Consider the following 23,645-nt stretch of genomic DNA (forward strand, 5'->3'; position numbering starts at 1 on the left):
CGCTTAGCGCAGCAATTCCTCTGAGCGCCTGTAAGCCCCTGTATGATGTTTGCTTATTAATCATGATCTATATTCAAAGTGTTAAGAGTGTATGCTTAATGCGACTTTATCATCATTGAGTTGTAAAGATCATGCTTGTTTGCAAGGCGTACCTGTGCTTGAAGCCCAGGCTTTTGCTGCGTTGTACCGGCCGAGCCTGGCATTCAAGGCAATATAACGCTGTCGATATTCACCGGGCGGCGTTCAGAGCAGATCATATCTGACCGGGCCTCAGGGACACGGTCAGTTGCCTGTGTGAGGGTGGCGGGGAAGTGTGGAAGCCCCGGCGCATAACGTGCGGGGCCTGTTGCAGCCAATCTGTAACCTCTGAGGGAACGCTCAGCGGTTTCTCTCCATAAACGTACCGGCAGAGCCGACGTTGGGGTCAATAAACACGACGTCATCGGGTGAGCGGCGCGGAGTGTCCAGCGTCAGGAATATCACGGGTTCTTCCAGCAGAACGGGAAGCGCATGAACGACGTTGCGCTCGAAAAAAAGCATGTCGCCTGGCCCGAACTCAGCTTCAGTCGACGCATCCTCCATCCAGAACGTTCCGCGGCCTGAGAGCACGTACAGGTATTCATCGCATTCGCGGTGAAAATGAGGGGGCACGCCCCGATAAGCCCGGAATACGCGGCTGCTGGCAGCTGGGCGATCGGTTAGATAGATATCGGCCAGCATTGTGGGGGCCGACGCCGGCAGATTCGTTGCGATTTCGGCCGGTCTAAAACGCGCTGACTTCTGTGAAGTGATATCCGTCATTTCACTTTCTCCCTAACAAGGTAAAAGGTGAGGGCGAGGAGCAAAAGCGGTGGGGGGGTACCGCCTCTGCGCCACGGGCGTCCTGAGCATCAGCTCACTTTTGGAAAATCAACAACGGTGTCGTTCACCCGGTTCACCATATTGGTAAACAGAATGGCGCTGACGGCACCAAGGGTTTCCACAACCTGCTGGTCGCTGAATCCGGCCTCGCGGAAAGCCTGAACGCGCTCGGCTGATACCGTTCCACGAGAGGAAACGAGATACTGAACAAACTGCACCAGCGCATCGATGCGCGCATCGCCGCTGAAGCGGGCTTCACGCAGCTCCCGCGTTTGCTCGTCGGTATAACCCGCCTTTTTAGCCATCAGCGTATGCGCGGCCAGGCAGTAGTCACAGCCCGACTCTTCACTGACAGCAAGATTAATCGCTTCCAGCTCACGGGCGCTCAGGCTGCCTTTGTGCAGAGCTGCGTTCAGCTGAAGCATCTGACCCAGAACCTCAGGTGAATTGCTGCCGATGGTCAGATAGGCATTGGGGACTTTACCCATGCTGCCTTTGATGGCGCCAAAAAGCTGGGCGGTTTTGCCGGTGGCGTCGCTTTCAGTAATGGTATGCAAACGGCTCATATAAGCTCCTTGATTGAGGTATACAGGCAGAGGCGACGGCGCTTTCTTGCGGAGAAGACGCGGTCGCGCTGCGTTAAGGAGAAGAGTACTGCGGCTAAAAGAGAGGAAAAACCGGCTGTAAGAGTCAGCACTTTATCTCGAAAAGATAAAATGCTGACCCTTGCAGCACTCCGAATCAGCCTCTGACTGCCACCGGTCTGGTTCATACCCAGAAAGGACAAGAGAGGCTGGCAGGCATCCTTCATCACGCCTCTTTTACCAGCCCAAACAGGTCATTCAGCGATTCGCTCATGGTGGGATGGGTAAAAATTTGATCCCTGAGCAGGGTATACGGCAGGCCTGCATCCATGACGGTTTTCACGATATTGATCACCTCATGAGAGTCTGCTGCCAGCAACGCCACGCCAAGAATTCTCTTGCTGTCATTGTCTACCAGCGCCTTGAGGATGACTCGCGTATCGTCAATAACCCGAGCACGTGGAATCGCCGCCACGGGCAATGACACCACCTGAAAATTCCGGCCCTGCTCACGCGCCTGCGCTTCTGTAAGCCCGATGCGTGACAGCGTGGGCGTCATAAAGACCGAATAAGGTATATTTATGCGATCGTCTGTGGTGCGCGTTCCTTTACCCAGCAACTGATCGTGCGCAATGCGAAAATCATCCAGCGAAATATAGGTAAACTGCGGGCCGCCGGTGACATCACCCAGCGCCCATATATGATCCACAGATGTTTTCAGATACTTATCAACCACAATGGCACCACGCGCATCTGTTGCTACATCGGCGTTCTCCAGCTTCAGTTCCCGCGTCGCCGGGCGCCGCCCGGTTGCCACCAGTAAGACGTCAGCCTGACGTTCGCCCTGATCCGTGTGAATCGTAACGCTGTTCTCATCGCTGGAAACCGACTGCACCCGGGTGTTCAGCTCAATTTTTACCCCCTGGTCCTGCAGAACGGTTTTGATGGCCGCGCTGATATCTGCATCCTCACGTGCCAGAAACTGCGATGACGTCTCAAGTAAGGTGACCTCACTGCCAAAGCTGGCAAACATTGAAGCGAACTCTACGCCAATATAGCCTCCACCAAGGATGGCCAGACGTTTGGGCAGGCTGGATACATTCAGGATGCCCGTGCTGTCTACAATGCGTGGCCCGGGCACCAGGCCTTCAATCTGCGGGAACACAGCTTCGGCGCCAGTATTAATGAAAATGCGATCGGCAGTGATCTCGCTGCTTCCTTGCTCCGTCGTGATGTTTAGCGTGTGAGGATCAATGAACGCCGCCTGGCCATCGATCACCTCGACCTGCGCGATATTCGCCAGGTTGAGATAATTTTTTTCACGCAAAAACGCGACGACTGAGGCTTTGCGCTGCATCGCCTCACCGAAGTCGGCGGCGGTTTGCGCATCGTGCACCAGCGCCTTAGTGGGAATACAGCCGACGTTGATACAGGTGCCGCCGTACATCTCCTTTGATTTCTCAACGATCGCCACGCGCCAGCCGGCACGCCCCAGGGCGGCGGCCAGCGTTTTACCTGCTTTACCAAAACCGATAATTGCTGCCTGATAATGGTTCATAATGCTCTCCGGTATAAATAGCGGTAAAAATTGTCAACGTCACCAGCTTACGATTAACGGCGACGCGCTTTTACGCCGTAACGCTGGCTTTATTGTCTTTGCGTCTGAATCACCGGATTTCAGGATAAGAAATGAAAAACAGAGGGCGAGTATGGATCCACTGAGTCATCTGCTGTTATTGCATAATCCCCGGAGCAGCATTGACAAAAACTGTGTACTGAGTGGCGAATGGCAGCTGCCGCATCGGGCAGGGCATCTGTGTTCGGTGCGCTGGCACACTGTCGCTGGCGGTTCAGTTATGCTGGACATGCCGGGCTCAGCAAAAGTTGAGATCTCTGCCGGGAGCGTCGTCTTTTTGCCGCAGAATGCCGCACATCGCCTCTATCAGCAGCAGAGGTCGCCAACCCATCTGGTATGCGGCGGACTGACGTTACCTGCATCGGCTCAGGCTTTTCTTACGGCGCTGCCGGAAGTATTGATGCTTAAGCCAGCAGCCGGGAGCCATGAAGCACGCTGGCTGGCCGCCGCCCTGACTTTAGTCACTCAGCATGATGCCACCGATGCGCCGGGCGATGAGGCGTTGCGCAGTCATCAAATCAGCGCAATGTTTACGCTTGCCGTTCGCAGCGCCCTTTCTGATACGCTGCAGAATAAAAGTCTGCTGACACTGGCACTCCATCCGCGCATCGGGACGCTGATCGCCCAACTTTGCGAAGCGCCAGCGCTGCCGTGGACCGTGGCAGAAATGGCACAGCGCGTATTTATGTCGCGCGCCTCATTTGCGCAGCTGTTCCGCCAGCTAAGCGCCACCACGCCGCTCGCCGTTTTGACCTCTATTCGTCTACAGCTGGCCGCCCAGCAGTTGGCGCGCGATTCCGCGCCGGTCATCAATATCGCCCTCGATGTTGGCTATGCCAGTGAGTCATCCTTTCATAAAGCTTTTCTGCGGGAGTTTAATTGCACACCGGGCGAGTATCGCCGGCGAACAGAAAGGCTGGCGAAGGAGGACAGGATGCTTTTTCAGGCATAACTGTTTTCTCTTTGCTGTCACGTGAATGCCGAAGAGTTATGATTCGGCATTCGCGCGATGAGTCACCCCCTGTCGGGGAGTCAGTTGATGAGCGCACCGCCTTCAATATCAATGACCGTGCCAGTGACAAACGGGTTATTCAGTAAAAACAGATAACCTTCAGCGATGTCCTGTGCGCGACCATATGCTTTCACCGGCAGATTCTCAGCCGCCGCCTGAAGCATTTTTTCACGAGCGGCAGGGTCCATCGTGGCGTACGCCTCCGTATCCGTCAGGCCGGGACTCACGACGTTTACGCGCAACGGCGCGAGTTCTTTTGCCAGCACCTTTGCGGCCGATTCAATGGCAGCGTTCATCGTTGATTTAACAAGCGTGCCGCTCAGAGTGCGTCGAGCCAAAAAACCGCTGGTCAGCGTCAGCGTTCCACGCTGCCGGATATTTCTGCTGAGATGCCTGGCCGTGTAGATGCTGCCCCAGAATTTGGTATCAAAAGCGCGCCGCGCCGCGCTGAGATCCATGTCCGTCAGAAGGCCACCGGGTGCACTGGAACCTGCGGTAAACACAATATGATCAACATCACCCAGCGAGTGACTCAGCGCAACGACTTCTGCTTCGTTACTGACATCCAGCGTTAATGTCCTGACATCTGCTGGCCTCAGAGTAAGCGACTGGCGCGCAGCTTCCAGCTTCTCTTGACTTCGTCCTGCCAGAATAATGCTGTTTTCCTGTTCCGCCAGCGCGCTGGCCACAGCAAAACCAATGCCTGACGCACCACCAATAATTAACGTTTTACTCATCGGTTTACTCCTCATCTTCTTAAAAAGTGGATGGCTGTATATCGGTTGTGAAAAGGGGTTAAAGCACTTTACTTACCCAGGCTTTCTTTGATAATGGCGCCTCAGGTGCAATGACTTTTCGGAAAAGATGAAATATGGGAAAGCTCGAGGATATGGCGCTGATCGTTGAAGTAGCCGAGACCGGTGGCCTGTCGGCCGCCGGACGTCGGCTGTCGCTTTCTCCGGCCTCAATGACGGCAAGACTGAAAGCAATTGAAGAGCGCTACCAGACCCGGCTTTTTCATCGTTCCACGCGCGCCCTTACGCTGACCAGGGCGGGAGAGGATTTTTACCACGCCGCTTTGCGGGTACTGAATGAGGCCCGACACGCAGAATCGCTGCTGATGCAGAAAGAGGGGGTACTCAGCGGAAACATTCGCATCTCTGCGCCGTCAGATTTTGGAAGACAATATCTGAGCCCTGCGTTACTGGATTTTTCCCGCCTTCATCCTGAAGTAAATACGTCGGTTTACCTGGGCGAACGCGTTGAGGATTTAATTGCTAACCGGCTGGACATGAGCATCCGTTTCGGTAATTTGCCGGATAGCAGCCTGATTGTCAGGAATATCGCTCCTAACCACAGGGTGCTGGTTGCCTCAAATTCCTATCTCCAGACCTGTGGGATGCCCTCTACGCCTGATGCGCTTCACCATCACAGGTGCCTGGCTCTTGAGCGACACGGTGTTGTTATAAATGAGTGGCGATTTGAGGAAGAAGGTGTCAGCAGAACGATCCGCGTGGATCCTGCCATGGTGTGTAACGATGGCGCGCTTCTCCGTCAGTGGGTGCTTGAGGGCGGAGGGATTGCCTGTAAATCCTGGTGGGATGTAAAAAGAGACGTTGAACAGGGCAGGCTTAATGTGCTGTTTGCAGAAAGCTTTATAGGGTTCAGCCGCTTCGATCGCAAAGATGTTGGGCTGCAGTTTGTCTACCCGCAGCGCAAGCTTCAGCCTTTACAGGTGACCGCCTTCAGTGCTTTTTTTATCGACTGGCTAAAAAAAGAGTGAGCGAGACCTCTCTCATTCAGCCCCAGCGTCAGTCGGCACCTGCCAGCATTTAATCTTCTGTATTGTGAACCCGGTCACCTCCTCGCCGGGCGATATCTAAACGAACCCCACTATAGTCATTAACATTCCGATTACGGTGGGTAACTAAAATGAAAAGAAATAATAAAACGGTGCAGAACCGTTTAGCCACAAACATCACCATGGCATTATCCCTGGCTGTTTTTTCACTGGCGGGAAGCAAAATGGCAAATGCCGCGATCGATCATCAAACAGCGCTGGTTGGCACCTGGACATCGCTTCCAGATGCGCCGTCAGCGCAAAAACCTGACCATCCCAGTGAGGGGTTATATCGCCTGAAGGTGAACAGCGACGGTACGCTGACGCCACTCGAGGTGATCAAGATGAAAAGTCCGTCGTGGATTGTGAAATCGCGCGATGGGCGTTTTGCCTACACCACCAATGAAGAGAATGATGGGGCGGTCACCGCGCTGAGTGTGGATAAAAGCGACCAGGTGCGGGTGCTTAATCGCGTGAACAGTCACGGCCAGCAGCCCACCCATGCCACCATCAGCCCGGACGGTAAGTTCCTGTTTGTCTCTAACTACTCCGTGGCGAAAGGTGGGGCGGGCATATCGGTCTTCCCAATCCATCACGATGGCAAACTGGGCGAGCAGGTACAACATTTTCCGTTCGAGCACGGCACCGGCGCCGTTGCAGGGCGTCAGGATAGCGGCCATGCGCACGCCACCGCGTTTACCCGTGATGGCAAATATCTCTACGCAGCCGACCTCGGCGGTGACAAGCTGCACGCCTACCGCTATTACGCTGACAAAGCTGAGCCGCTGGAGGCGGATAGCGCGCGCGACGTGAATTTTACTGCCGGTTCAGGCCCCCGCCACATGGTATTTACGCCAGAGGGCAAGCATGCCTATGTCATCACTGAGATGGCCGGTGAGATTGTCGTGTTCAGTGTGGATCAGGATCGGCTGGAACCGGTTGGCCATATCAGGCTGAATAGAGAGAATAGCAGCGCAGAATATCGCAGCGGTGGGGGGATTATTTTAAGTCCGAACGGCAAATATGTGATTGCTTCGAACCGCGGATCAGATAATAAATTGCTGGTGTTCAAAATTGAAGCTGATGGCATGTTAGGTAAACCGGTAAGCTATAAGGCTAACGGAATTGAACCGCGTGCCTTTGCCTTCGACGCTAGCGGTAAATATCTTTACGTGGCTAACGTCTTCACTAACACTATTTCTCTGTTCCATTTCGATGAGAATACCGGCGAGATGAAAGCGGCGGGTGACGCGGCGAAAATCTCTACGCCAACGGATATTGCATTTTTTAATTAAGAAGCATCAATGCGCTCAGCAGCAGGCGTTTGCTGCAAATTCGCTGTTTTGAGGGTATCACCTGCGCGTTTTAACCCGCAGTATTGCTCAGGTTGTTCTATCTTTAATGTCGTCATAATAAAACAACTGCTGGAGTAAGGGTTTATGTCGGAAGAAACAGAAAAGAAATCGCTTAGCCACCGTGCGCCCCACACTGGCCCGGAATCCTCAGAAGCCGGTATGGGTTCGCTGGCACCCAGTGATGGTTCGCATCAGCCGCAGTCCGAACCCACGCCGCCCGGCAAACAGCCTACCGCACCCGGCAGCCTGAAAGCCCCGCAGACGCATAACGCCAAACTTGACCAGCTCGAAGCACACCGTAAAAACGGCATCGACCGCGCCCTTACCACTAATCAGGGCACGCGCATCGCCAACGATCAAAACTCGCTGCGCGCCGGTTCCCGCGGTCCTACGCTGCTGGAAGATTTCATCATGCGTGAAAAGATCACGCACTTCGATCATGAGCGAATTCCAGAGCGAATCGTGCACGCTCGCGGCTCAGCGGCACACGGCTATTTTCAGCCTTATCGTTCACTCAACGATTTGACCAAAGCGCAGTTCCTGAGCGACCCTAACCAGACCACGCCCGTTTTTGTCCGCTTCTCCACGGTGCAGGGCGGTGCCGGTTCCGCCGACACCGTACGCGATATCCGCGGCTTCGCCGCCAAGTTCTATACCGAAGAGGGGGTGTTTGACCTGGTCGGGAACAATACGCCGGTCTTCTTTATTCAGGATGCGCATAAATTCCCCGACTTCGTGCATGCCGTTAAGCCGGAACCGCACAACGAAATCCCTCAGGGCCAGAGCGCCCATGACACCTTTTGGGATTACGTTTCCCTGCAGCCGGAAACCATGCATAACGTCATCTGGGCGATGTCCGATCGCGGTATTCCGCGCAGCTATCGCACCATGGAAGGTTTCGGTATTCATACCTTCCGCCTGATTAATGCTGAAGGTAAAGCGACCTTTGTGCGTTTCCACTGGAAGCCGGTAGCGGGCAAAGCCTCGCTGCTGTGGGATGAGTCGCAGAAGCTGACCGGGCGCGATCCTGACTTCCATCGCCGCGATTTATGGGAAGCCATTGAAGCGGGAGACTATCCGGAATATGAACTGGGACTGCAGCTGATCCCGGAAGAGGATGAGTTTAAATTTGACTTCGATATTCTCGATGCGACCAAACTGATTCCAGAAGCGCTGGTTCCAGTCGAGATCGTCGGTAAGATGGTGCTCAACCGTAACCCCGATAATTTCTTTGCTGAAACCGAACAGGTTGCGTTCCACCCTGGCCATATTGTGCCGGGCCTGGATTTTACTAACGATCCGCTGTTGCAGGGCCGTCTCTTCTCCTATACCGATACGCAGATCAGCCGCCTGGGCGGACCGAATTTCCATGAAATCCCGATCAACCGCCCGACCTGCCCTTACCATAACTTCCAGCGTCAGGGCATGCATCGTCAGGATATTGATACCAATCCAGCCAACTACGAGCCGAACTCGATCAACGACAACTGGCCGCGCGAAACGCCGCCAGCGGCTAAAAATGGTGGGTTTGAAAGTTATCAGGAGCGGGTTGAGGGCCACAAGGTGCGTGAGCGTAGCCCGTCATTCGGCGAATACTATGCCCAGCCGCGCCTGTTCTGGCTCAGCCAGACCGAGGTCGAGCAGCAGCACATTATCGGCGCCTATTCGTTTGAGCTGAGTAAAGTCGCGCGCGCCTATATTCGTGAACGCGTGGTGGATCATCTGGCGCGCATTGACATCGCCCTGGCGCAGGGCGTCGCGGATAACCTCGGTATCGCCCTGACCGACGAACAGCTGAATATTCAGCCGCCAGCGGCAGTCAACGGCCTCACCAAAGACGATAGCCTGAGCCTCTATGCGATTCCAGACGGCGAGATCAAAGGGCGTCAGGTTGCCCTGCTGCTCAGCGACGGCGTGAAAGCGGACGATGTGCTGAATATCTTGCAGGCGCTTAAAGCCGCGGGCGTACATGCCAAACTGCTGGCGCCGCATATGGGCCAGGTGCGCGCAGACGACGGTTCTGTACTGCCGGTCGACGCGACCTTTGCCGGTCTGCCTTCTCTGACCTTTGACGCGGCGATCGTGCCGGATGGCAATATCGACGCTCTGCTGAAGAGCGGGGATGCGCGCTACTTCCTGCTGGAAGCCTATAAGCACCTGAAGGTGATTGGTCTGGTGGGTGAGGCGCGCCGCTTCAAAACGCAGTTCGGCCTGGAAGAGGCGGATCGTGAAGAGGGCCTTGTGCAAGGCGATAAAGCGGAAAGCGCGCTGATGTCTGAATTCACACAGGCGATGAAAGCGCACCGCGTCTGGTCGCGCAGCCAGAAGGCGCAAACTATTCCTGCATGACGATAGCGGCTGGCGATCGTTGCGCGGTTGATCCTCTCGATTTCGGGCCGGGTTGACTGCAGGCATAGCAGAGGCAAAAAGGGCGACATGTTTATCATGGCGCTCTTTTTTTTAACGCTACTTTTACGCGTGCGGTGCAGAGCAGCGACTTTATCCCGCCGCGTCGGCTCCAGAGGCGCGATTTATTCAGGCTGCCGGCAGAAACAGTTACTTACCGTTTTCATCAAACTCAGCTGAAGTTATCGCCTCGTCTGTCGATACTGTAAACGCAAGGTAACGCGCTTAATGGCTGACGTTATCGCTGTTTTTAATCGCGTAGGGATGCGGCACCACGCCTGCTTTTACGTCCTGACGTTTCAGGCGGCCTCTCAGGTGCTTTCTTCTGGCGATGTTAACGATCCGTCTGACGGAACCTGTCTCCAGCTTGCTGTTTCATGCCGACCCCAGCATTTTTAAGGAGGGGATAGATTTGAAATCCACTATCCATACGGAAGCGGCACGCCTTTACGCCCTCGATCAGTATCAGCTGATGAAGAGGCCGTACTCCGATGCGCTTGATCGGCTCACCTTGCTGGCGGCTAGCCTGTTTCGGGTACCGGTATCGTTTATTTCGATAATTGACAGCGAAAAGCAGCTTTTTAAAGCGCGCTATGAACTGAATATTTGCGAAACGTCGCGCAGCGTCGCTTTTTGCCATTACACCCTGGAACAGGACGACATCCTTTGCGTGCCGGATACCCATCTGGACCCTCGGTTTCGCCAAAATCCGCTGGTGCTCGGCTACCCCCATATCCGTTTCTATGCCGGTATTCCGCTGGTGACGCCGGAGGGGCACCGCATTGGAACGGTTTGTCTGGTCGATACCCAGCCGCGGCCGCCGCTAAGCGCAGCCGACAGAGGTCACCTTGCGGCAATCGCTTCACTGGTGATGGACCGTATGGAAGTGCATCGCCTGGAGTTGCTGCGGCATAGCAGCCAGCAGCGGCTGGAAGCGATATCCGCGACCTCATCCGATGCCATTATCTGCACAGATATTAAACAGGGCGTCATTTTCTGGAACCCGGCGGCAACCAGCCTGTTCGGCTATAGCGCGCAGGAGATGACGGGCGACTATGTGGCCGGGCTGGTTTCAGAGCGATCCCAGACCCACTATCGTCAGGAGCTGGCGCGCATGATGGCCGATCGGTCGGCCATTTCGCAGCCGCGACGGATTCAGGTCTGGGCAAAGCGGCGCAACGGGCAGGAATTTCCGGCTGAAGTCTCCTTTTCAGGCTGGTATGAGGATCAGGACAGGCTGGTCGGGATGATCATTCGCGATGTCACGGAGCGTCACGAAAGCGAGGCGCGCCTGTGCGAACTTGCCTCGCTCGATATGCTGACCCGCCTGGCGAGCCGCGGCGCGTTTATGGATCAGCTTGAGCATCTGACGGCCGCCGACGTGCCTTTCACCCTCATGATGGCCGATCTGGACGGATTTAAAGAGATCAATGATTCGCTTGGGCACGCAGCGGGCGACGCCTTGCTGTGCCATGTGGCCGATCAGATTCGCCTTGTCTGCGCACACGCTGTTATGGCGGCGCGACTGGGTGGCGATGAGTTTGTGATCCTGCTGCCGGAAAACGGTCAGGCAGCGCAGCGGGTTGCGGAACAGCTGATTCTGGCGGTGCAGGCCCCCTTTACCTGTCAGGACACCTCCGTCACCGTTGGAGCCAGCCTGGGCATCGCCTGTTTCCCAGAACATGGTCGGGACGCCTCGGCAGTGATGTCGGCGGCGGATCTTGCGCTTTATCGCGCCAAGGCGGCAGGCAAAGGTTGTAGCGTGCTTTTTCTGCCGAGCTTTCTCGAAGCTGACCAGCAGCGCCGCCGTTTTGAACGTGAACTTGAGATGGCTGTGCGTCAGCAGCAGTTCGTGCTCTTTTATCAGCCTCAGTATGATGCCGTCAGCGGTGAATTAACCGGCTGCGAGGCGCTACTGCGCTGGCAGCATCCTGCGCGGGGAATGTTGCTGCCCGGCGCGTTTCTAAACATCCTGATGAAAAGCTCGCTTTCCCTCACGCTTGGCGAGTGGATCTTACGTAGCGCGCTACGCCAGGTCAGCGAATGGCGACGCTACCTGCCTGCGCTGCGCGTCAGCATCAATCTTTTTCCACGCCAGCTGGATGACAGCCGTCTCGACAGGCTGCTGGGCGAACTGACGGCCAATGACGCCAGCTTCGTCAACCTTGAGGTCGACGAGTCGATGCTGACCACGCTGGTGCAGGAGGTTCCGTCTCGCTTCAGTGCCATCAGGCAAACCGGGGCCAGTTTTATTATCGACCACTATGGACGCACGCTGGGCGCGATTAACCTGCTGCAACATGAATTTGTTACCGGTCTCAAAATAGATAAGTCGCTTACGGCACAACTGGCCGACAGCGGACGCATCCGCATGATGTTCCGCGCGCTGGCGGCATTAGGGAAAAGCCTGAGCCTGACGGTACTGGCGGAAGGGGTAGAAAATGGCGCGCAGCGCGATTTCGCCGCCCAGTCGCAGTGCGACATTGTTCAGGGCAACGCGCTTGGCGAGCCTCTTAGCCCAGAAGCCTTTCAGAGGCTGTTGCCCGATACAGCGGTCTGTTCGCATGAGTAATAAACCTACCGATTTTTTCATGGTCAAGTTCGCTCTGAGACGTAGTCTGAGGCGGAGGATATGTGTTGATAGATTTTGATAACGACAGCTATCGTTACTGCGTGCTGCAGGCGCTGCGCGAGCCTGATGCGAGCCGTGACGATGTGCTGCATCAGTTTGTGCAGCTCGCCAGTCAGGTACTGGGAATTCCGGGCAGTTTTATCTCTGTGCTGGACGACAGCGACCAGTATATTCAGGCTGCGCATAATTTCGTGCTGAAACAGACCGCGCGCGAAGATGCTCTGTGCCGTTACGTCGCGGATAACGACGCCGAGATAGTGGTACCAGACACCTTACTTGATAGCCGCTTCATGGCGCACCGCTATGTTACCGACGCGCCGTTCATCCGCTTTTATGCTGGCGTGCCGCTGAAAGACCGCGAAGGTCGCCTGTTTGGGACGCTCTGCGTAACGGATGGCGAGCCTCACACTTTTAGCGTCGAGCAGCTGCTGACCCTCAAGAAGCTGGCCAACTTAATGATGTCTTTTATGGAGGCCTGGCATGCGGCGGGGTTTACCGACCCGGCCACCGGCATGCCAAACCGGCAGCGGTTGATGCGCGATCTACAGTATCTCGCCGACTCGGGCGATGTCTCCTTGCGTCGTCTGGTGCTAATCGATTGTATCGATATGCCTCGCGCCTATGAGCTGGCTCGCTCCATGGGGATGGGCCCGGTTGAGACATTGCTAAAAATGTCGCTGCGCTGCTGCCGCGGCTGCTGCTGCCCGCGTCTGACGAGCGGCTTTACACCGTCACGACCGGACGCTTCGCCCTGTTGACCCATGGCAAAAGCCCATTGAGCGCAGCGTCGATAGCGGAGCGGTTAACGGGCATGAGCGCCGAGCTGGGTGAAGGCCTGTCGCTCGCGCTGAGTACGCATACCGGGCAGGTTGATTTTACCGCAGGCTGCTGCAACGCTCAGGAAATTCTGCGCCGCGCCGCCAGCGCGCTGTATGAGGCAACAGGCAGCGGCACTCCCGCCATGGCCTATACCGAATCAGCGGATGTGCAGCAGGGTCGCGATTTTAAGCTTATGCGTGAGTTTGCTGCAGCGCTGCATCAGGAAGGGGGGCTTTATCTGGTTTATCAGCCCAAAATTTGCCTGAGAACCGGCGCCCCTGTCGGGCTGGAGGCGCTGATTCGCTGGTGCCACCCCGAACATGGCGAGCTGCTGCCTGGGGCTTTTGTGCCGCTGGCCGAGAAGACGGGACAGCTGCCGATGATGACAACCTGGGTTATCGATCGCGCCATTCTTCGCCTGGCGCATCTGCGCGATAAGGGTATCCAGCTGCCGATTACCGTCAATATCAGCCTCAATGATTTTGCGTGCGAAGGGTTTGCCGACGATCTAGAGAGGAAATTAAACCAGTATGGCTTGCCGCCTTCGCTGCTCGGCATTGAGTGTCTGGAAACCGAGCGTATCGTGGAGAGTTCGCGTGCGATGCAGGGGCTTGAGCGGCTTAAGCAGCGCGGCTTTACTATTTCGCTCGATGACTTCGGCACCGGCTACAGCAATATCAGCTATCTGCGGCAGATGCCGCTGGATGTTATCAAGCTCGATCGCTCTCTGATTAGCAATCTTTCAACGGATACCGCCTCGCGAATTATCGCCTGCAGCATTATCAACATGCTCAAGGCGCTCGATTATGTCGTACTGGCCGAAGGCGTCGAGGACGCGGAAACGGGACGAATCCTTTCGGAATATGGCAGCGACCAGGCGCAGGGCTATTTTTATTCGCGGCCCATGGCTGAGAAGGCGCTGGACGCATGGCTGCTGAGGAAACGAGCCGCGCTGACTGAATGAGTCGTGGCCAGCGTGCTGCGCGAGCGGTAAATCAACGCCTGGCGGGAGCTAAGGGTGTTGCGCTTCTTTGATCAGGGCGGCCAGCCGGTGGAACTGGGTAACGATTTCGCTCTCCGCCATGCTGGCAAAGCCCAGCAATAAACCGGCCTGACGCTTTTCGCCGACATAATAGCTCGACAGGGCGCGCACCAGGATGCCCTGACGATTAGCGCGCTGCGCCAGCGTAAGGTCGTCAACCCCCGCTGGCAGCTGCAAAATCAGATGCAGCCCGGCATTGCTGTTGTACTGGCCTAAAAAACTGCCGCCTAATTTGTCGTTAATCAAACTGACCAGCACCTGCCGGCGTCGGCTATAGAGCTGACGCATTTTCCGTATATGCGCCGCGTAATAGCCTTCCCGGATAAAATCAGCCAGCGCTGCCTGGGTCAGCTGATGCCCGCCGCGATAGAGCTCGCTATGCACTCTTTTCAGCGGCGTTTTCAACTGCTCAGGCAGAACCATATAGCCGAGCCGGAGCGCGGGGTAGAGGGTTTTGCTGAAGGTGCCGACGTAAATCACCGGGCTGTTGGCCTCTAGCCCCTGTAATGCAGGAATAGGCTGGCCGGCAAAGCGAAACTCGCTGTCATAGTCATCCTCTACGATCCAGCTATGGGTTTTGCGCGCCTGCGCCAGCAGCTGCTGCCTGCGGCTCAGGCTCATCACCGATCCCAGAGGATACTGGTGAGAGGGCGTAACAAAAATCAGCCTGGGCGGAACGGCCCCTTCGCCGTCGGGGATCAGCCCCTGCTCGTCTACCGGCATGGTGACGATCTCGACGCCGTTCATACGGAGGATATGTTTAATGCCCCAGTAGCCGGGCTCCTCTGTCCAGGCCCGCTCTCCGGGATTGCAGAGCGAGCGCGTCACCAGATCGAGCGCCTGATGAATGCCTTCGGTAATCAGGATCTGATCCGGCGTGCACTGCACCCCGCGCGCCGTGCGCAGGTGATCGGTCAGCGCGGCTTTAAGCACCTCGGCACCGCCCGTGGTGTCATAGGTTAAAAGCGCAGGCGACAGTTGACGAGCCTGACGATCGTAGAATTTTTTCAGCACGCGGTGGGGGAAGTTCGCGACGTCGGGCACGCCGGGTAAAAAGGCCCCCCACTGTCTGGGGCTGGCGCTGGCGTGCGACAGCAACAGCAGGCCGCGCTCAGAGAGTTGGGAAGCGTCCTCTGCGGGCACCTCATCCTGACGCACGGTCGGTCGCCCCCCGAGATTATCGAGCACGCTGTGCGTGACGATCGTTCCGCTGCCCGTACGCGAGGAGATATAGCCCTCCGCCTGCAACTGCTCATAGACCCGCAGTACCGTATTGCGCGACAGCTCAAGCTCACTGGCCAGATCGCGCGTCGGCGGCATGCGCGAAGAGGGCGTCAGATTGCCTGAAAGAATGGCGTTGCAAATAGCGCTATACAATCGCTTATGCAGCTTTCCTTCCGTGCCGTTAAAAAATGCCTGTCTGATCACATCCCCACCGAGTGAACGCATTTGGATCCTGCAAATAAAATGATTTGGCTCTCGAATAAGGTACCAAACGCTGACAGATTGTCTCCAACAGTTCAAATAAATTGTGAAGGGAAGGAGCTTACTATGCGTAATAACCATCTTCAGCAGCGTCGCCTGAATGCCACGCCGCGCGGCGTGGGCGTGATGTGTGATTTCTATGCCCACTCGGCCGACAACAGCACGCTGACGGATGTTGAGGGCAATCGCTATATCGATTTTGCTGCAGGCATCGCCGTGCTCAACACCGGCCATCGTCATCCTCGTGTGGTGCAGGCAATGGAGCAACAGCTCAAGGCCTTTACCCATACCGCCTGGCAGATCGTGCCTTATGAGAGCTACATTTCGCTGGCGGAGAAAATCAATGCCGCCGCGCCGATCCAGGGCGAACGGAAAACCGCTTTTTTCTCCACCGGCGCCGAAGCGGTGGAGAACGCGATCAAAATTGCGCGCGCCCATACCAGACGGCCAGGCGTTATCGCCTTCGGCGGCGGCTTCCACGGGCGCACCTATATGACGATGGCGCTAACGGGCAAAGTGGCGCCGTATAAAATCGGTTTCGGGCCTTTCCCAGGGTCGGTTTTCCATGTGCCTTATCCTGCCGAACGGCATAAGGTGACAACCGCTGATGCGGTCAACGCTATCGAGCGCCTGTTTAAGTGCGATATCGAGCCGACGCAGGTCGCGGCGATTATCTTTGAACCGGTGCAGGGCGAAGGCGGGTTTAATGTAGCGCCGCCAGAGCTGATTGCCGCGATCCGTACGATCTGCGACAAGCATGGCATCGTTATGATCGCGGACGAGGTGCAGAGCGGCTTCGCCCGCACCGGCAAGCTGTTTGCCATGGATCACTATCAGCACCAGCCCGATCTGATGACCATGGCGAAAAGCCTGGCGGGCGGGATGCCGCTCTCCGGCGTCGTGGGCAAAGCGGAGATTATGGACGCACCGGCGCCGGGCGGTCTGGGCGGCACCTACGCGGGCAATCCCATGGCGGTGGCCGCCGCACACGCCGTGCTGGATATCATTGAGGATGAAGAGCTCTGTCAGCGCGCCGATGCGCTGGGCGAGCGCCTGCGCGTGGTACTGAGGGATTGTCAGGCGTGGTGCGCCGAGCTGGCGGAAGTGCGCGGTCTGGGATCGATGGTCGCGGCAGAATTCTGCGACGCGCGGACCGGCGAGCCCTCCGCCGCCGCGGCGCAAAAAGTGCAGAAGCTGGCGCTTGAGCAGGGGCTCCTGCTGATGACCTGCGGGCAATATGGCAACGTGATCCGCTTCCTTTATCCCCTGACTATTCCAGACGCCCAGTTCGAAGCGGCGCTGAGGATCATCGAATCCGTGACGAAACAATAGGCAAAAAGGTTATAGCGCGTTTATCCGCGCTATGGCCGAATAACAAAAAAGTGAGAGGCTGAGCTGTCAGCCATCAGGCAGCACGGCTTGTGTGAGAATCGTTACGCGGCAGCGAGTAATGTGTGCGCTTATCAGCAAAATCCACCGATATTGATTGTCAGCATCGCAGGCGCCTCGTAGGCTGAAAACGATTTTATTAGTCCGTTTTGTATCTCAATGAAAAAATCGTTTCGTTAAAAAGCTTACTCTGGAGTCCGCGATGAAAATGCTTAAGCCATTATTGTTACTGGGTCTGCTGTCTGTTTCCGCCACGGTATCGGCAGAGAAAATTGCCGTGTCGATGGCTTACTTCGATCAGAATTTTTTAACCATTATTCGCCAGTCGATTGATAAAGAGGCCAAAATACGCGGGCTCGACGTGCAGTTTGAGGATGCGCGCGGCGATGTAGGTCGCCAGACCGATCAGGTGCAAAGTTTTATCAGTTCCGGCGTGGATGCCATCATTGTCGATCCTGTTGATTCAGCCAGCACGCCACAGCTGACCCGACTGGCGCAGCAGGCGAAGATCCCGCTGGTGTATGTAAACCGGACGCCGGGCGATAAAACGCTGCCGCAGGGCGTGGTGTTCGTCGGGTCTGACGAGCGGGAATCGGGCACCTTGCAGATGGAGGCGCTGGCGAAAATGGCTAACTACAAAGGCAACGTGGCGATCATGATCGGTAACCTGACCGACGCCGGCGCGCTGCAGCGTACCAAAGATGTAGAGCAGGTTGTCGCGAAATACCCGGGAATGAAAGTGGTACAGAAGCAACCTGCCAACTATGCGCGTAACGAAGGCATGGATCTGATGCTGAACTGGCTCGGCAATGGTGAAGATATCGACATCGTCGCGGCCAATAATGATGAGATGGCGATTGGCGCAGCGATAGCGCTCTCTAAAAGCAAGAAAAAGGTTCTGGTAGGGGGCATTGACGCTACGCCAGACGGGTTGAAAGCCCTTGCGCAAGACAAAATGCAGGTGACCGTTTTCCAGGATGCTGTTGGTCAGGGTAAAGCGTCTGTGGACGTGGCGCAAAAACTGATCAAAGGCGAGAAAGTCGATTCTCACCTGTGGATTCCGTTTGAGCTGGTCACCCGCGAAAATATGCAGAAATATGTGGAGAAGGGCCAGTAACGACGTAAAACAACGATCGACTTGCCGCTGCAGGCCGATCGTTCAGGTCACCTCTTTTCACTCCGCTTCATCGGCACGCTGCGCGTCATAAACCGCCTGCGCCTGCTCAATCGCCGCGCCATATTCCCTGGCCCAGCCCACCAGCGCCACGAAAGGCGCCTGCAAGGTGCGGCCCAGCGGCGTGATGGCATACTCCACCGCCACGGGGGAGGAGGCGATCACGCGGCGGCTGACCAGACCGTTGCGCTCCAGTCGGCGCAGCGCCTCTGTCAGGGCCTTGTGCGTGATCGGATCAAGCCTGCGCCTGATGGCGTTGAAGCGCGCCGGTTCGCTGCACAGCACAGTCAGGATCAATACCGACCACTTGTTCGCCACCTGTTCCAGGACAGGGCGCGTGCTGTTGATCTCTGCCAGCAGGGCCGGGATATCGGTCGCCATCAAGTTTCCCTCTGTATATCTGGTATAGATTAAGTGCGTAATTGACACTAAATATACGAAATATATTATCTGGCTTCCACTCTATTTCTGGAGCAGCCATGTTGAAACTCAGAGGAAAGACCGCCCTGGTGACCGGCGGCGGCAGCGGTATCGGCTTTGCGGTCGCGCGCCGCTTTGTGCAAGAAGGCGCCCACGTTTTTATTACCGGCCGACGCGAAGCGCAGCTGGCTGAGGCGGTCAGGCTTATCGGCGGCAGCGTCGAGGCGATAGTCGGCGACCTCACTTGCGCCAGCGACCTGGCTCGACTGTTCGAGACCCTCCACGCCAGAGCAGGACGTCTCGACATTTTTGTCAATTCATCAGGCGTCTCCGAGCCTGCGAGCCTGGTCGATACCACCGGGGAGCATTTCGATCGCGCCTTCAACCTGAACGTGCGTGCCATGGTGTTTGCGGTACAGCATGCGGTCCAGCACATGGGCGAGGGCGGCGCTATCGTGCTGGTCGGTTCCATTGCCGGCAGCATCGCCAATCCAGGCTACGGCGCCTATTCCGCCAGCAAGGCCGCGGTACGCTCCTATGCCCGCACCTGGAGCACGGAGCTGGCGCCGCGCGGCATCAGGGTCAATACGCTAAGTCCCGGACCGACCGACACGCCGATGTTCGACCAGGCCAGCGACGATGTGCGGCTGACGCTGAGCGCCCGGATACCGGCCGGGCGTCTGGGAAATGCCGATGAAGTGGCGGCTGCTGCCTTATACCTGGCCTCGGACGAAAGCCTTTACGTCAGCGGCGCAGAGCTGGTGATTGATGGCGGGATGACGGCGTGAGCGCCAGCCAGTGCGCAATGTCGCGCTGAGTGGAGGTCGCACGTGGAGGGCAGACCGCATCAGTAAATTACTGGCCAGTTCTGGGCGGATTACGGTGTTTAAATGGCTGGAAAGCCCTGACGAAGCCTTTGCTGATTACGCTCAGCTCTGTTTCTGTGAGCAGTATGGCGTCTGTGCCAACCTCATTCAGGACAAGGCGGGCCTGTCGCAGCCCGCCGTCTCGCGGTGTCTTAAGCGCGGTAAGCGGTGATATGCAGGCGGCCGCGCTGGGCGGCCGCTTCGCGCTAGACCTTCACCCCCCTGTTTTCAGCGCCCTCTTTGTCGCCTGCCGGGTTGTCCAGCGCGGGATCCGTCAGCGTCGCCCGCATGCGAGGGAGGCTGTGCGGATAGTTTTGCTGGACAAATTCAATCATCTTCTCCCGCACATGGCAGCGAAGATCCCAGGCCGTGGGGGAGTTTTGCGCCGTCATCAGGAGTCGGATGGTCATGGTTTTGTCATCGGCATCGGTGACCTGAAGCACCTGCGTCTCTCGATCCCAGAGCCGGGTTTCGCTCAGGATCTTTTCAAATTGCCTACGCAGCGGCTCCAGCGGCATAGAGTAATCCAGGTACAGGAAGACGGAACCTAAAATCTGCGCATTTGTCCGCGTCCAGTTCTGAAAGGGATTTTCGGTGAAGTAGGTAATGGGCAGCACCAGTCTTCGCAGATCCCAGAGACGAACGACCACATAGGTCAGGTTAATCTCTTCAATCCATCCCCACTCTTTTTCAACCACCACCGCGTCATCGATTTTAATCGGCTGGGTGAAGGCAATTTGAATGCCGGCGAAGAGGTTGACGAGCGACTTCTGCAGGGCAAAGCCGATGATGATGCCCGCCACACCGGCCCCGGCGAGGATGGTGGTGCCGAATTTGCGCACGCCGGGAAAGCTGAGCAGGATAAGAGAAAGACAGACGGAAACAAGCAGCACAATCGCCACTTTTTTGACATAAATAATCTGCGTGCGGATTTTACGGGCGCGCAGATTATTCGAAAGATTAATATCATAGCGGATAAAAAGCATATCCTGCGCGACGTTAATCAGGCGAATTAAAACCGAGCACAATGATAATATAATAAATATATTGAGCGTGGTGGTGACAAACGAAAAGGATTCCGGGTGAATCTCGATATAATTCACGCCGACATTAATCATGATCAGCGGGATGAAGAGAAACATGGAACCGCGTAGATGTTTTTCAAGGGATTTGAATAGCTTTCTGTCGCGACCCTGCCAGTAACGAATGAATCTCAGCAGTAAAAAACGGGAGAGAAAACCTGCGGTTAACGAGAAGATGACGAGCAATACAGCAGGCACCCATGTTGGCATGTCAGAGAACTCACCAGATAGTAAAGCCATTATTTTCCCTTATGTTCGGCTGACAGCAAGGCTGTCAGCGAAGTGGTAAATGTCAGTAACCGTTGTCATCACGGCTATCTGCTGATGACGTAATTAACTCCCTTAGTTTATGAAAAAGTGAGTCGCCTGCCTGGTTTACCTTGTTAAAAATCGAAAAGCGTCCGGAGCCGGAGGGTGTTTGCGTTCCAGCTTATTGATATTGGGGGAGAATTTTTCTGTCTCAGGGCGTGTCGCCTGAAGATGCAGCGGGTTGCGGTCAGCCGGGAATGCTCAACGCTTACGACCGCCAGCGGTCAGCCCGTGACTTTCGGACAGCAGATCGTAAATCTCCTGAGAGGAGAGCGGGCCAGAGAGGACAACGCTTATCCAGTGCTCTTTATTCATATGGTAAGCGGGCAGGATGCCCTTTTTTTGCCTCAGGGAACCGATATGTTCCGGCCGGATTTTGACCGCCAGCACGTCAATTTCCTCCTCGCCTTCAAGCCCAAGCTTGCTGGCGGGCACGTTCATCACGATACCGAACCACTTTTTCCCGTCGTGATGCCGGAGCACAGCATAGCCAGGCAGATTGCCCCATAAATATTCCGGTTCCGCCTGGTAGTGCTCAAGGGCATATTTGAATAGCGTCTCTCGTTTCATCGTATCACCTGGCGCTTTGTTGATTTTAAGAGACACAAACGCCCCTAATACGTTTTCAGCTTCGAGTGAACATACAGTGCGAGCAGGCTAAAACGCAATAGTGTTGCAGACCGGCGTTGAGACTCCCAGTCTGCAGGCGCGCTTCTGGCTAGCGAATAAAGGTCTTTTTAACGCGCACCGAATAGTGAAAGTAAGGTATCCAGATACAGGCGTGAAGGATATGCCTGACAATCGGCATGATTTGCTCATAACCCAGCGAAACCTCCGGGAAAAGATATTGCGTGCAGGCCAGATCAAGCAGCATGATCGCCACGCCGACGGCGAGCAAGAGCGTATAGGCCAGGGGTAACGATCGCTTTTTACGTACGAAGAGAGAAACCGTGAAGATAATATAGAGCAGCGCGAAGAAGCTAACGTTTCTCCTCACACTCAGCGCAATATTCCTGATACTGAGAGATTTCGTTATCGCACTTTATACATGTCCATTTAAAAGGGGCGTCGGTCATTATTCATCCTTGTAGTGATTCCGTTCTTACGGTTACCGATCGTGTCAGAACGGATAAACGTCGTGTAGATCGCTATCGGCTGGCCAGGAGGTATCCTTTAGCGTTTTTCATGCCCATTCTGAACGTGGCGCGTTAGCACGCTTCCACAGCGCTCGCTCTTCCACTACGCCTTCCGCCAAACGTTTTGCGATAAGATGAGAGGGAAATCCCCACCGATTTACGGAAGGCGGCGCGGAAACTCTCCATCGATGCAAATCCACAGCGCGTCATGATTTGCTCATTAGCAAGCTGGTTATTTTCCAGCAGCTCGCGCGCCAGATTCATTCTCGCCTGCAGCAGCCAGGCTTTGGGCGTCGTGCCTGACGCTTCTCTGAAGCGTCGCAGGAAGGTCCGCTCCGACATCAGCGCCTGCTGCGCCATCTGGCTGACCGACAAGGGGCAGTGCAAATGCTGGAGCACCCAGTCCAGCAGCGGCGCAATCTCATCGCGCGGCTTTTGCGCTACAGGAGAGGGGATAAACTGGATTTGCCCGCCGGAGCGCTGCGGCGCCATCACCAGGCGTCTTGCGACGATATTGGCGATATGGGTGCCGTAATCCCGGCCGATCAGATGCAGACAGGCATCGATGCCCGCCGCGCTGCCCGCCGAGGTGATGATTTGCCCGCTGTCGACATACAGCACGTTGGGATCGACCGTCACCTCAGGATAGCGCGCGGCCAGTTCGTCGGTGTAGCGCCAGTGGGTGGTCGCGCGCTTGCCGTTCAACAAGCCAGCGGCAGCGATAACAAAGACGCCCGAACAGATAGACAGCAGGCGCGCCCCACGCTGACAGGCATCGCATAAGGCGTCGAGTAACGCCTGGGGCGGCTTTTCATCGCGGTTACGCCAGCCGGGGATAATAATGGTCTGCGCCTCGCTGAGCGACGCAATGCCAAAACCCGATACGATCTGAATCCCTTCTGCCACCTGCATCGGCGAGGCGTCGACCGAGACGATGCGGTGACGGTACCAGGGGAAATCGAATTCAGGCCGAGGCAGGCCAAATATCTCCACCGCAATGCCAAACTCAAAGGTACAGAGTCCGTTATAGGCCAGAATGGCCACTAAACCTGATTCATTCATCATTGGCGGAAAACTACCGGTTATTGTCAGAACCGCCACTTTATCAGTCTGATGACGCTTCATACAATCAACATCCCTTTAGACAGGAGAGATAAACGATGACCAGTTTAATCAGCGAAGTTGCACCAGCCACCCCTGCGGAATCTTTACAGCATTTCAGCCGTCGCCTGGCCTTTGAAACCGACTGCGCTGATGTGCATCACAGCCAGAAAACCGGCGATATCGACTATGTGCTGGTGGATGTCAGAAGCAATGAAGCCTTTATAAAGGCGCACGTGCCGGGCGCGATCAATATCCCGACGCGCGCCATCACTGAAGCGCGCATGGCTGAATATGCGCGCGACACGCTGTTTGTCGTTTACTGCGCCGGCCCGCACTGCAACGGCGTCCATCGCGCCGCCGTTCGCCTGGCGAGCCTGGGATTCTTCGTTAAAGAGATGATTGGCGGCATGACCGGTTGGGTTGACGAAGGGCTTGCGCTGCAGCAGGAAAACGGCACCGCTCCCGTTGGCGGCTTCTCCTGCGAATGCTGAAT

The 23,645-nt window shown here is 56.1% G+C and carries 19 protein-coding genes and 2 pseudogenes; 11 read left to right on the forward strand and 10 right to left on the reverse strand.

Features of this window, described 5'->3' with window-relative positions; all coding sequences use genetic code 11:
* Nucleotides 1–378: 378 nt before the first annotated feature.
* The 3 genes from Q9R34_RS10755 to rclA all read right to left on the reverse strand — a co-directional run bounded on the left by Q9R34_RS10755 (nt 379) and on the right by rclA (nt 3,003).
* Nucleotides 379–801, reverse strand: coding sequence for a cupin domain-containing protein (locus Q9R34_RS10755; protein WP_434123561.1), 423 nt, complete (start codon nt 799–801; stop codon nt 379–381).
* An 89-nt stretch (nt 802–890) separates the two neighbouring features.
* A complete protein-coding gene (locus Q9R34_RS10760) occupies nt 891–1,427 on the reverse strand; it encodes a carboxymuconolactone decarboxylase family protein (RefSeq protein ID WP_434123562.1) in 537 nt (178 codons plus the stop codon).
* A 244-nt stretch (nt 1,428–1,671) separates the two neighbouring features.
* Nucleotides 1,672–3,003 (reverse strand): reactive chlorine resistance oxidoreductase RclA, encoded by a 1,332-nt coding sequence (gene rclA, locus Q9R34_RS10765; protein WP_485893565.1) that lies wholly within the window; start codon nt 3,001–3,003, stop codon nt 1,672–1,674.
* 151 nt (nt 3,004–3,154) lie between these two features.
* Between rclA and Q9R34_RS10770 the strand changes: the two genes are divergently transcribed.
* Nucleotides 3,155–4,033, forward strand: a complete 879-nt coding sequence (locus Q9R34_RS10770; protein ID WP_485893863.1) for a helix-turn-helix domain-containing protein — start codon at nt 3,155–3,157, stop codon at nt 4,031–4,033.
* An 80-nt stretch (nt 4,034–4,113) separates the two neighbouring features.
* Here the strand turns inward: Q9R34_RS10770 and Q9R34_RS10775 are convergent, their stop codons facing one another.
* A complete protein-coding gene (locus Q9R34_RS10775; protein ID WP_485893567.1) occupies nt 4,114–4,830 on the reverse strand; it encodes an SDR family oxidoreductase in 717 nt (238 codons plus the stop codon).
* 134 nt (nt 4,831–4,964) lie between these two features.
* Between Q9R34_RS10775 and Q9R34_RS10780 the strand changes: the two genes are divergently transcribed.
* From Q9R34_RS10780 to Q9R34_RS10800, 5 genes and pseudogenes are all read left to right on the forward strand, one after another.
* Nucleotides 4,965–5,876: a LysR family transcriptional regulator gene (locus Q9R34_RS10780; protein ID WP_485893569.1), complete on the forward strand. Its 912-nt coding sequence runs from the start codon at nt 4,965–4,967 to the stop codon at nt 5,874–5,876.
* A gap of 149 nt (nt 5,877–6,025) precedes the next feature.
* Entirely contained in the window at nt 6,026–7,228 is a 1,203-nt protein-coding gene (locus tag Q9R34_RS10785; protein ID WP_485893571.1) for a lactonase family protein, read from the forward strand.
* A 144-nt stretch (nt 7,229–7,372) separates the two neighbouring features.
* Nucleotides 7,373–9,637 carry a catalase HPII gene (gene katE / locus Q9R34_RS10790; protein ID WP_485893573.1) on the forward strand — a complete coding sequence of 755 codons (2,265 nt, stop codon included), beginning with the start codon at nt 7,373–7,375 and terminating at the stop codon, nt 9,635–9,637.
* A gap of 529 nt (nt 9,638–10,166) precedes the next feature.
* On the forward strand, nt 10,167–12,266 hold the full coding sequence (locus Q9R34_RS10795) for a putative bifunctional diguanylate cyclase/phosphodiesterase (protein ID WP_485893865.1): 2,100 nt from the start codon (nt 10,167–10,169) through the stop codon (nt 12,264–12,266).
* Between the two features lie 62 nt (nt 12,267–12,328).
* Nucleotides 12,329–14,109, forward strand: a pseudogene (locus Q9R34_RS10800) (putative bifunctional diguanylate cyclase/phosphodiesterase).
* 48 nt (nt 14,110–14,157) lie between these two features.
* On the opposite strand, the gene pdxR reads toward Q9R34_RS10800, so the two are convergent.
* Nucleotides 14,158–15,636, reverse strand: a complete 1,479-nt coding sequence (gene pdxR, locus Q9R34_RS10805; protein ID WP_485893575.1) for a MocR-like pyridoxine biosynthesis transcription factor PdxR — start codon at nt 15,634–15,636, stop codon at nt 14,158–14,160.
* Between the two features lie 102 nt (nt 15,637–15,738).
* Here pdxR and puuE point away from each other — a divergent pair, with 102 nt between their 5' ends.
* Both puuE and Q9R34_RS10815 read left to right on the forward strand, forming a co-directional pair.
* Complete coding sequence (gene puuE, locus Q9R34_RS10810) at nt 15,739–17,004, forward strand: 4-aminobutyrate transaminase (protein WP_485893577.1); 1,266 nt, start codon at nt 15,739–15,741, stop codon at nt 17,002–17,004.
* 259 nt (nt 17,005–17,263) lie between these two features.
* Nucleotides 17,264–18,178, forward strand: a complete 915-nt coding sequence (locus Q9R34_RS10815; protein WP_485893579.1) for a sugar ABC transporter substrate-binding protein — start codon at nt 17,264–17,266, stop codon at nt 18,176–18,178.
* Between the two features lie 57 nt (nt 18,179–18,235).
* Here the strand turns inward: Q9R34_RS10815 and Q9R34_RS10820 are convergent, their stop codons facing one another.
* The gene (locus Q9R34_RS10820) at nt 18,236–18,616 is read right to left on the reverse strand and encodes a winged helix-turn-helix transcriptional regulator (RefSeq protein ID WP_485893580.1); all 381 of its coding nucleotides are present in this window, start codon (nt 18,614–18,616) and stop codon (nt 18,236–18,238) included.
* A gap of 98 nt (nt 18,617–18,714) precedes the next feature.
* Between Q9R34_RS10820 and Q9R34_RS10825 the strand changes: the two genes are divergently transcribed.
* Entirely contained in the window at nt 18,715–19,443 is a 729-nt protein-coding gene (locus Q9R34_RS10825; RefSeq protein ID WP_485893582.1) for an SDR family NAD(P)-dependent oxidoreductase, read from the forward strand.
* Nucleotides 19,444–19,501: 58 nt separating this feature from the next.
* Nucleotides 19,502–19,678 (forward strand): annotated as a pseudogene (locus Q9R34_RS10830) (transcriptional regulator); the annotation flags it as partial.
* Between the two features lie 49 nt (nt 19,679–19,727).
* Here Q9R34_RS10830 and Q9R34_RS10835 read toward each other — a convergent pair.
* From Q9R34_RS10835 to ftrA, 4 genes are all read right to left on the reverse strand, one after another.
* A complete protein-coding gene (locus Q9R34_RS10835) occupies nt 19,728–20,843 on the reverse strand; it encodes a mechanosensitive ion channel family protein (protein WP_485893584.1) in 1,116 nt (371 codons plus the stop codon).
* Between the two features lie 270 nt (nt 20,844–21,113).
* Complete coding sequence (locus Q9R34_RS10840) at nt 21,114–21,482, reverse strand: MmcQ/YjbR family DNA-binding protein (protein ID WP_485893586.1); 369 nt, start codon at nt 21,480–21,482, stop codon at nt 21,114–21,116.
* A 148-nt stretch (nt 21,483–21,630) separates the two neighbouring features.
* Complete coding sequence (locus tag Q9R34_RS10845) at nt 21,631–21,909, reverse strand: DUF2569 family protein (RefSeq protein WP_485893588.1); 279 nt, start codon at nt 21,907–21,909, stop codon at nt 21,631–21,633.
* A 211-nt stretch (nt 21,910–22,120) separates the two neighbouring features.
* The gene (gene ftrA, locus Q9R34_RS10850; protein ID WP_485893590.1) at nt 22,121–23,113 is read right to left on the reverse strand and encodes a transcriptional regulator FtrA; all 993 of its coding nucleotides are present in this window, start codon (nt 23,111–23,113) and stop codon (nt 22,121–22,123) included.
* A gap of 95 nt (nt 23,114–23,208) precedes the next feature.
* Between ftrA and Q9R34_RS10855 the strand changes: the two genes are divergently transcribed.
* Nucleotides 23,209–23,643, forward strand: coding sequence for a rhodanese-like domain-containing protein (locus tag Q9R34_RS10855; protein ID WP_485893592.1), 435 nt, complete (start codon nt 23,209–23,211; stop codon nt 23,641–23,643).
* Nucleotides 23,644–23,645 lie beyond the last annotated feature (2 nt).

Source organism: Enterobacter sp. BRE11, from assembly GCF_031844285.1.
Classification (GTDB): domain Bacteria; phylum Pseudomonadota; class Gammaproteobacteria; order Enterobacterales; family Enterobacteriaceae; genus Pantoea.

Bases quoted from the DNA above. Each gene is read 5' to 3' on its own strand.
- pdxR (WP_485893575.1), bottom strand. From the start codon at position 15,636: ATGCGTTCACTCGGTGGGGATGTGATCAGACAGGCATTTTTTAACGGC.
- Q9R34_RS10780 (WP_485893569.1), top strand. From the start codon at position 4,965: ATGGGAAAGCTCGAGGATATGGCGCTGATCGTTGAAGTAGCCGAGACC.
- Q9R34_RS10815 (WP_485893579.1), top strand. From the start codon at position 17,264: ATGAAAATGCTTAAGCCATTATTGTTACTGGGTCTGCTGTCTGTTTCC.
- Q9R34_RS10775 (WP_485893567.1), bottom strand. From the start codon at position 4,830: ATGAGTAAAACGTTAATTATTGGTGGTGCGTCAGGCATTGGTTTTGCT.
- Q9R34_RS10795 (WP_485893865.1), top strand. From the start codon at position 10,167: ATGAAGAGGCCGTACTCCGATGCGCTTGATCGGCTCACCTTGCTGGCG.
- Q9R34_RS10770 (WP_485893863.1), top strand. From the start codon at position 3,155: ATGGATCCACTGAGTCATCTGCTGTTATTGCATAATCCCCGGAGCAGC.
- Q9R34_RS10855 (WP_485893592.1), top strand. From the start codon at position 23,209: ATGACCAGTTTAATCAGCGAAGTTGCACCAGCCACCCCTGCGGAATCT.
- katE (WP_485893573.1), top strand. From the start codon at position 7,373: ATGTCGGAAGAAACAGAAAAGAAATCGCTTAGCCACCGTGCGCCCCAC.
- Q9R34_RS10825 (WP_485893582.1), top strand. From the start codon at position 18,715: ATGTTGAAACTCAGAGGAAAGACCGCCCTGGTGACCGGCGGCGGCAGC.
- rclA (WP_485893565.1), bottom strand. From the start codon at position 3,003: ATGAACCATTATCAGGCAGCAATTATCGGTTTTGGTAAAGCAGGTAAA.
- ftrA (WP_485893590.1), bottom strand. From the start codon at position 23,113: ATGATGAATGAATCAGGTTTAGTGGCCATTCTGGCCTATAACGGACTC.
- Q9R34_RS10820 (WP_485893580.1), bottom strand. From the start codon at position 18,616: ATGGCGACCGATATCCCGGCCCTGCTGGCAGAGATCAACAGCACGCGC.
- puuE (WP_485893577.1), top strand. From the start codon at position 15,739: ATGCGTAATAACCATCTTCAGCAGCGTCGCCTGAATGCCACGCCGCGC.
- Q9R34_RS10835 (WP_485893584.1), bottom strand. From the start codon at position 20,843: ATGGCTTTACTATCTGGTGAGTTCTCTGACATGCCAACATGGGTGCCT.
- Q9R34_RS10755 (WP_434123561.1), bottom strand. From the start codon at position 801: ATGACGGATATCACTTCACAGAAGTCAGCGCGTTTTAGACCGGCCGAA.
- Q9R34_RS10785 (WP_485893571.1), top strand. From the start codon at position 6,026: ATGAAAAGAAATAATAAAACGGTGCAGAACCGTTTAGCCACAAACATC.
- Q9R34_RS10760 (WP_434123562.1), bottom strand. From the start codon at position 1,427: ATGAGCCGTTTGCATACCATTACTGAAAGCGACGCCACCGGCAAAACC.
- Q9R34_RS10840 (WP_485893586.1), bottom strand. From the start codon at position 21,482: ATGAAACGAGAGACGCTATTCAAATATGCCCTTGAGCACTACCAGGCG.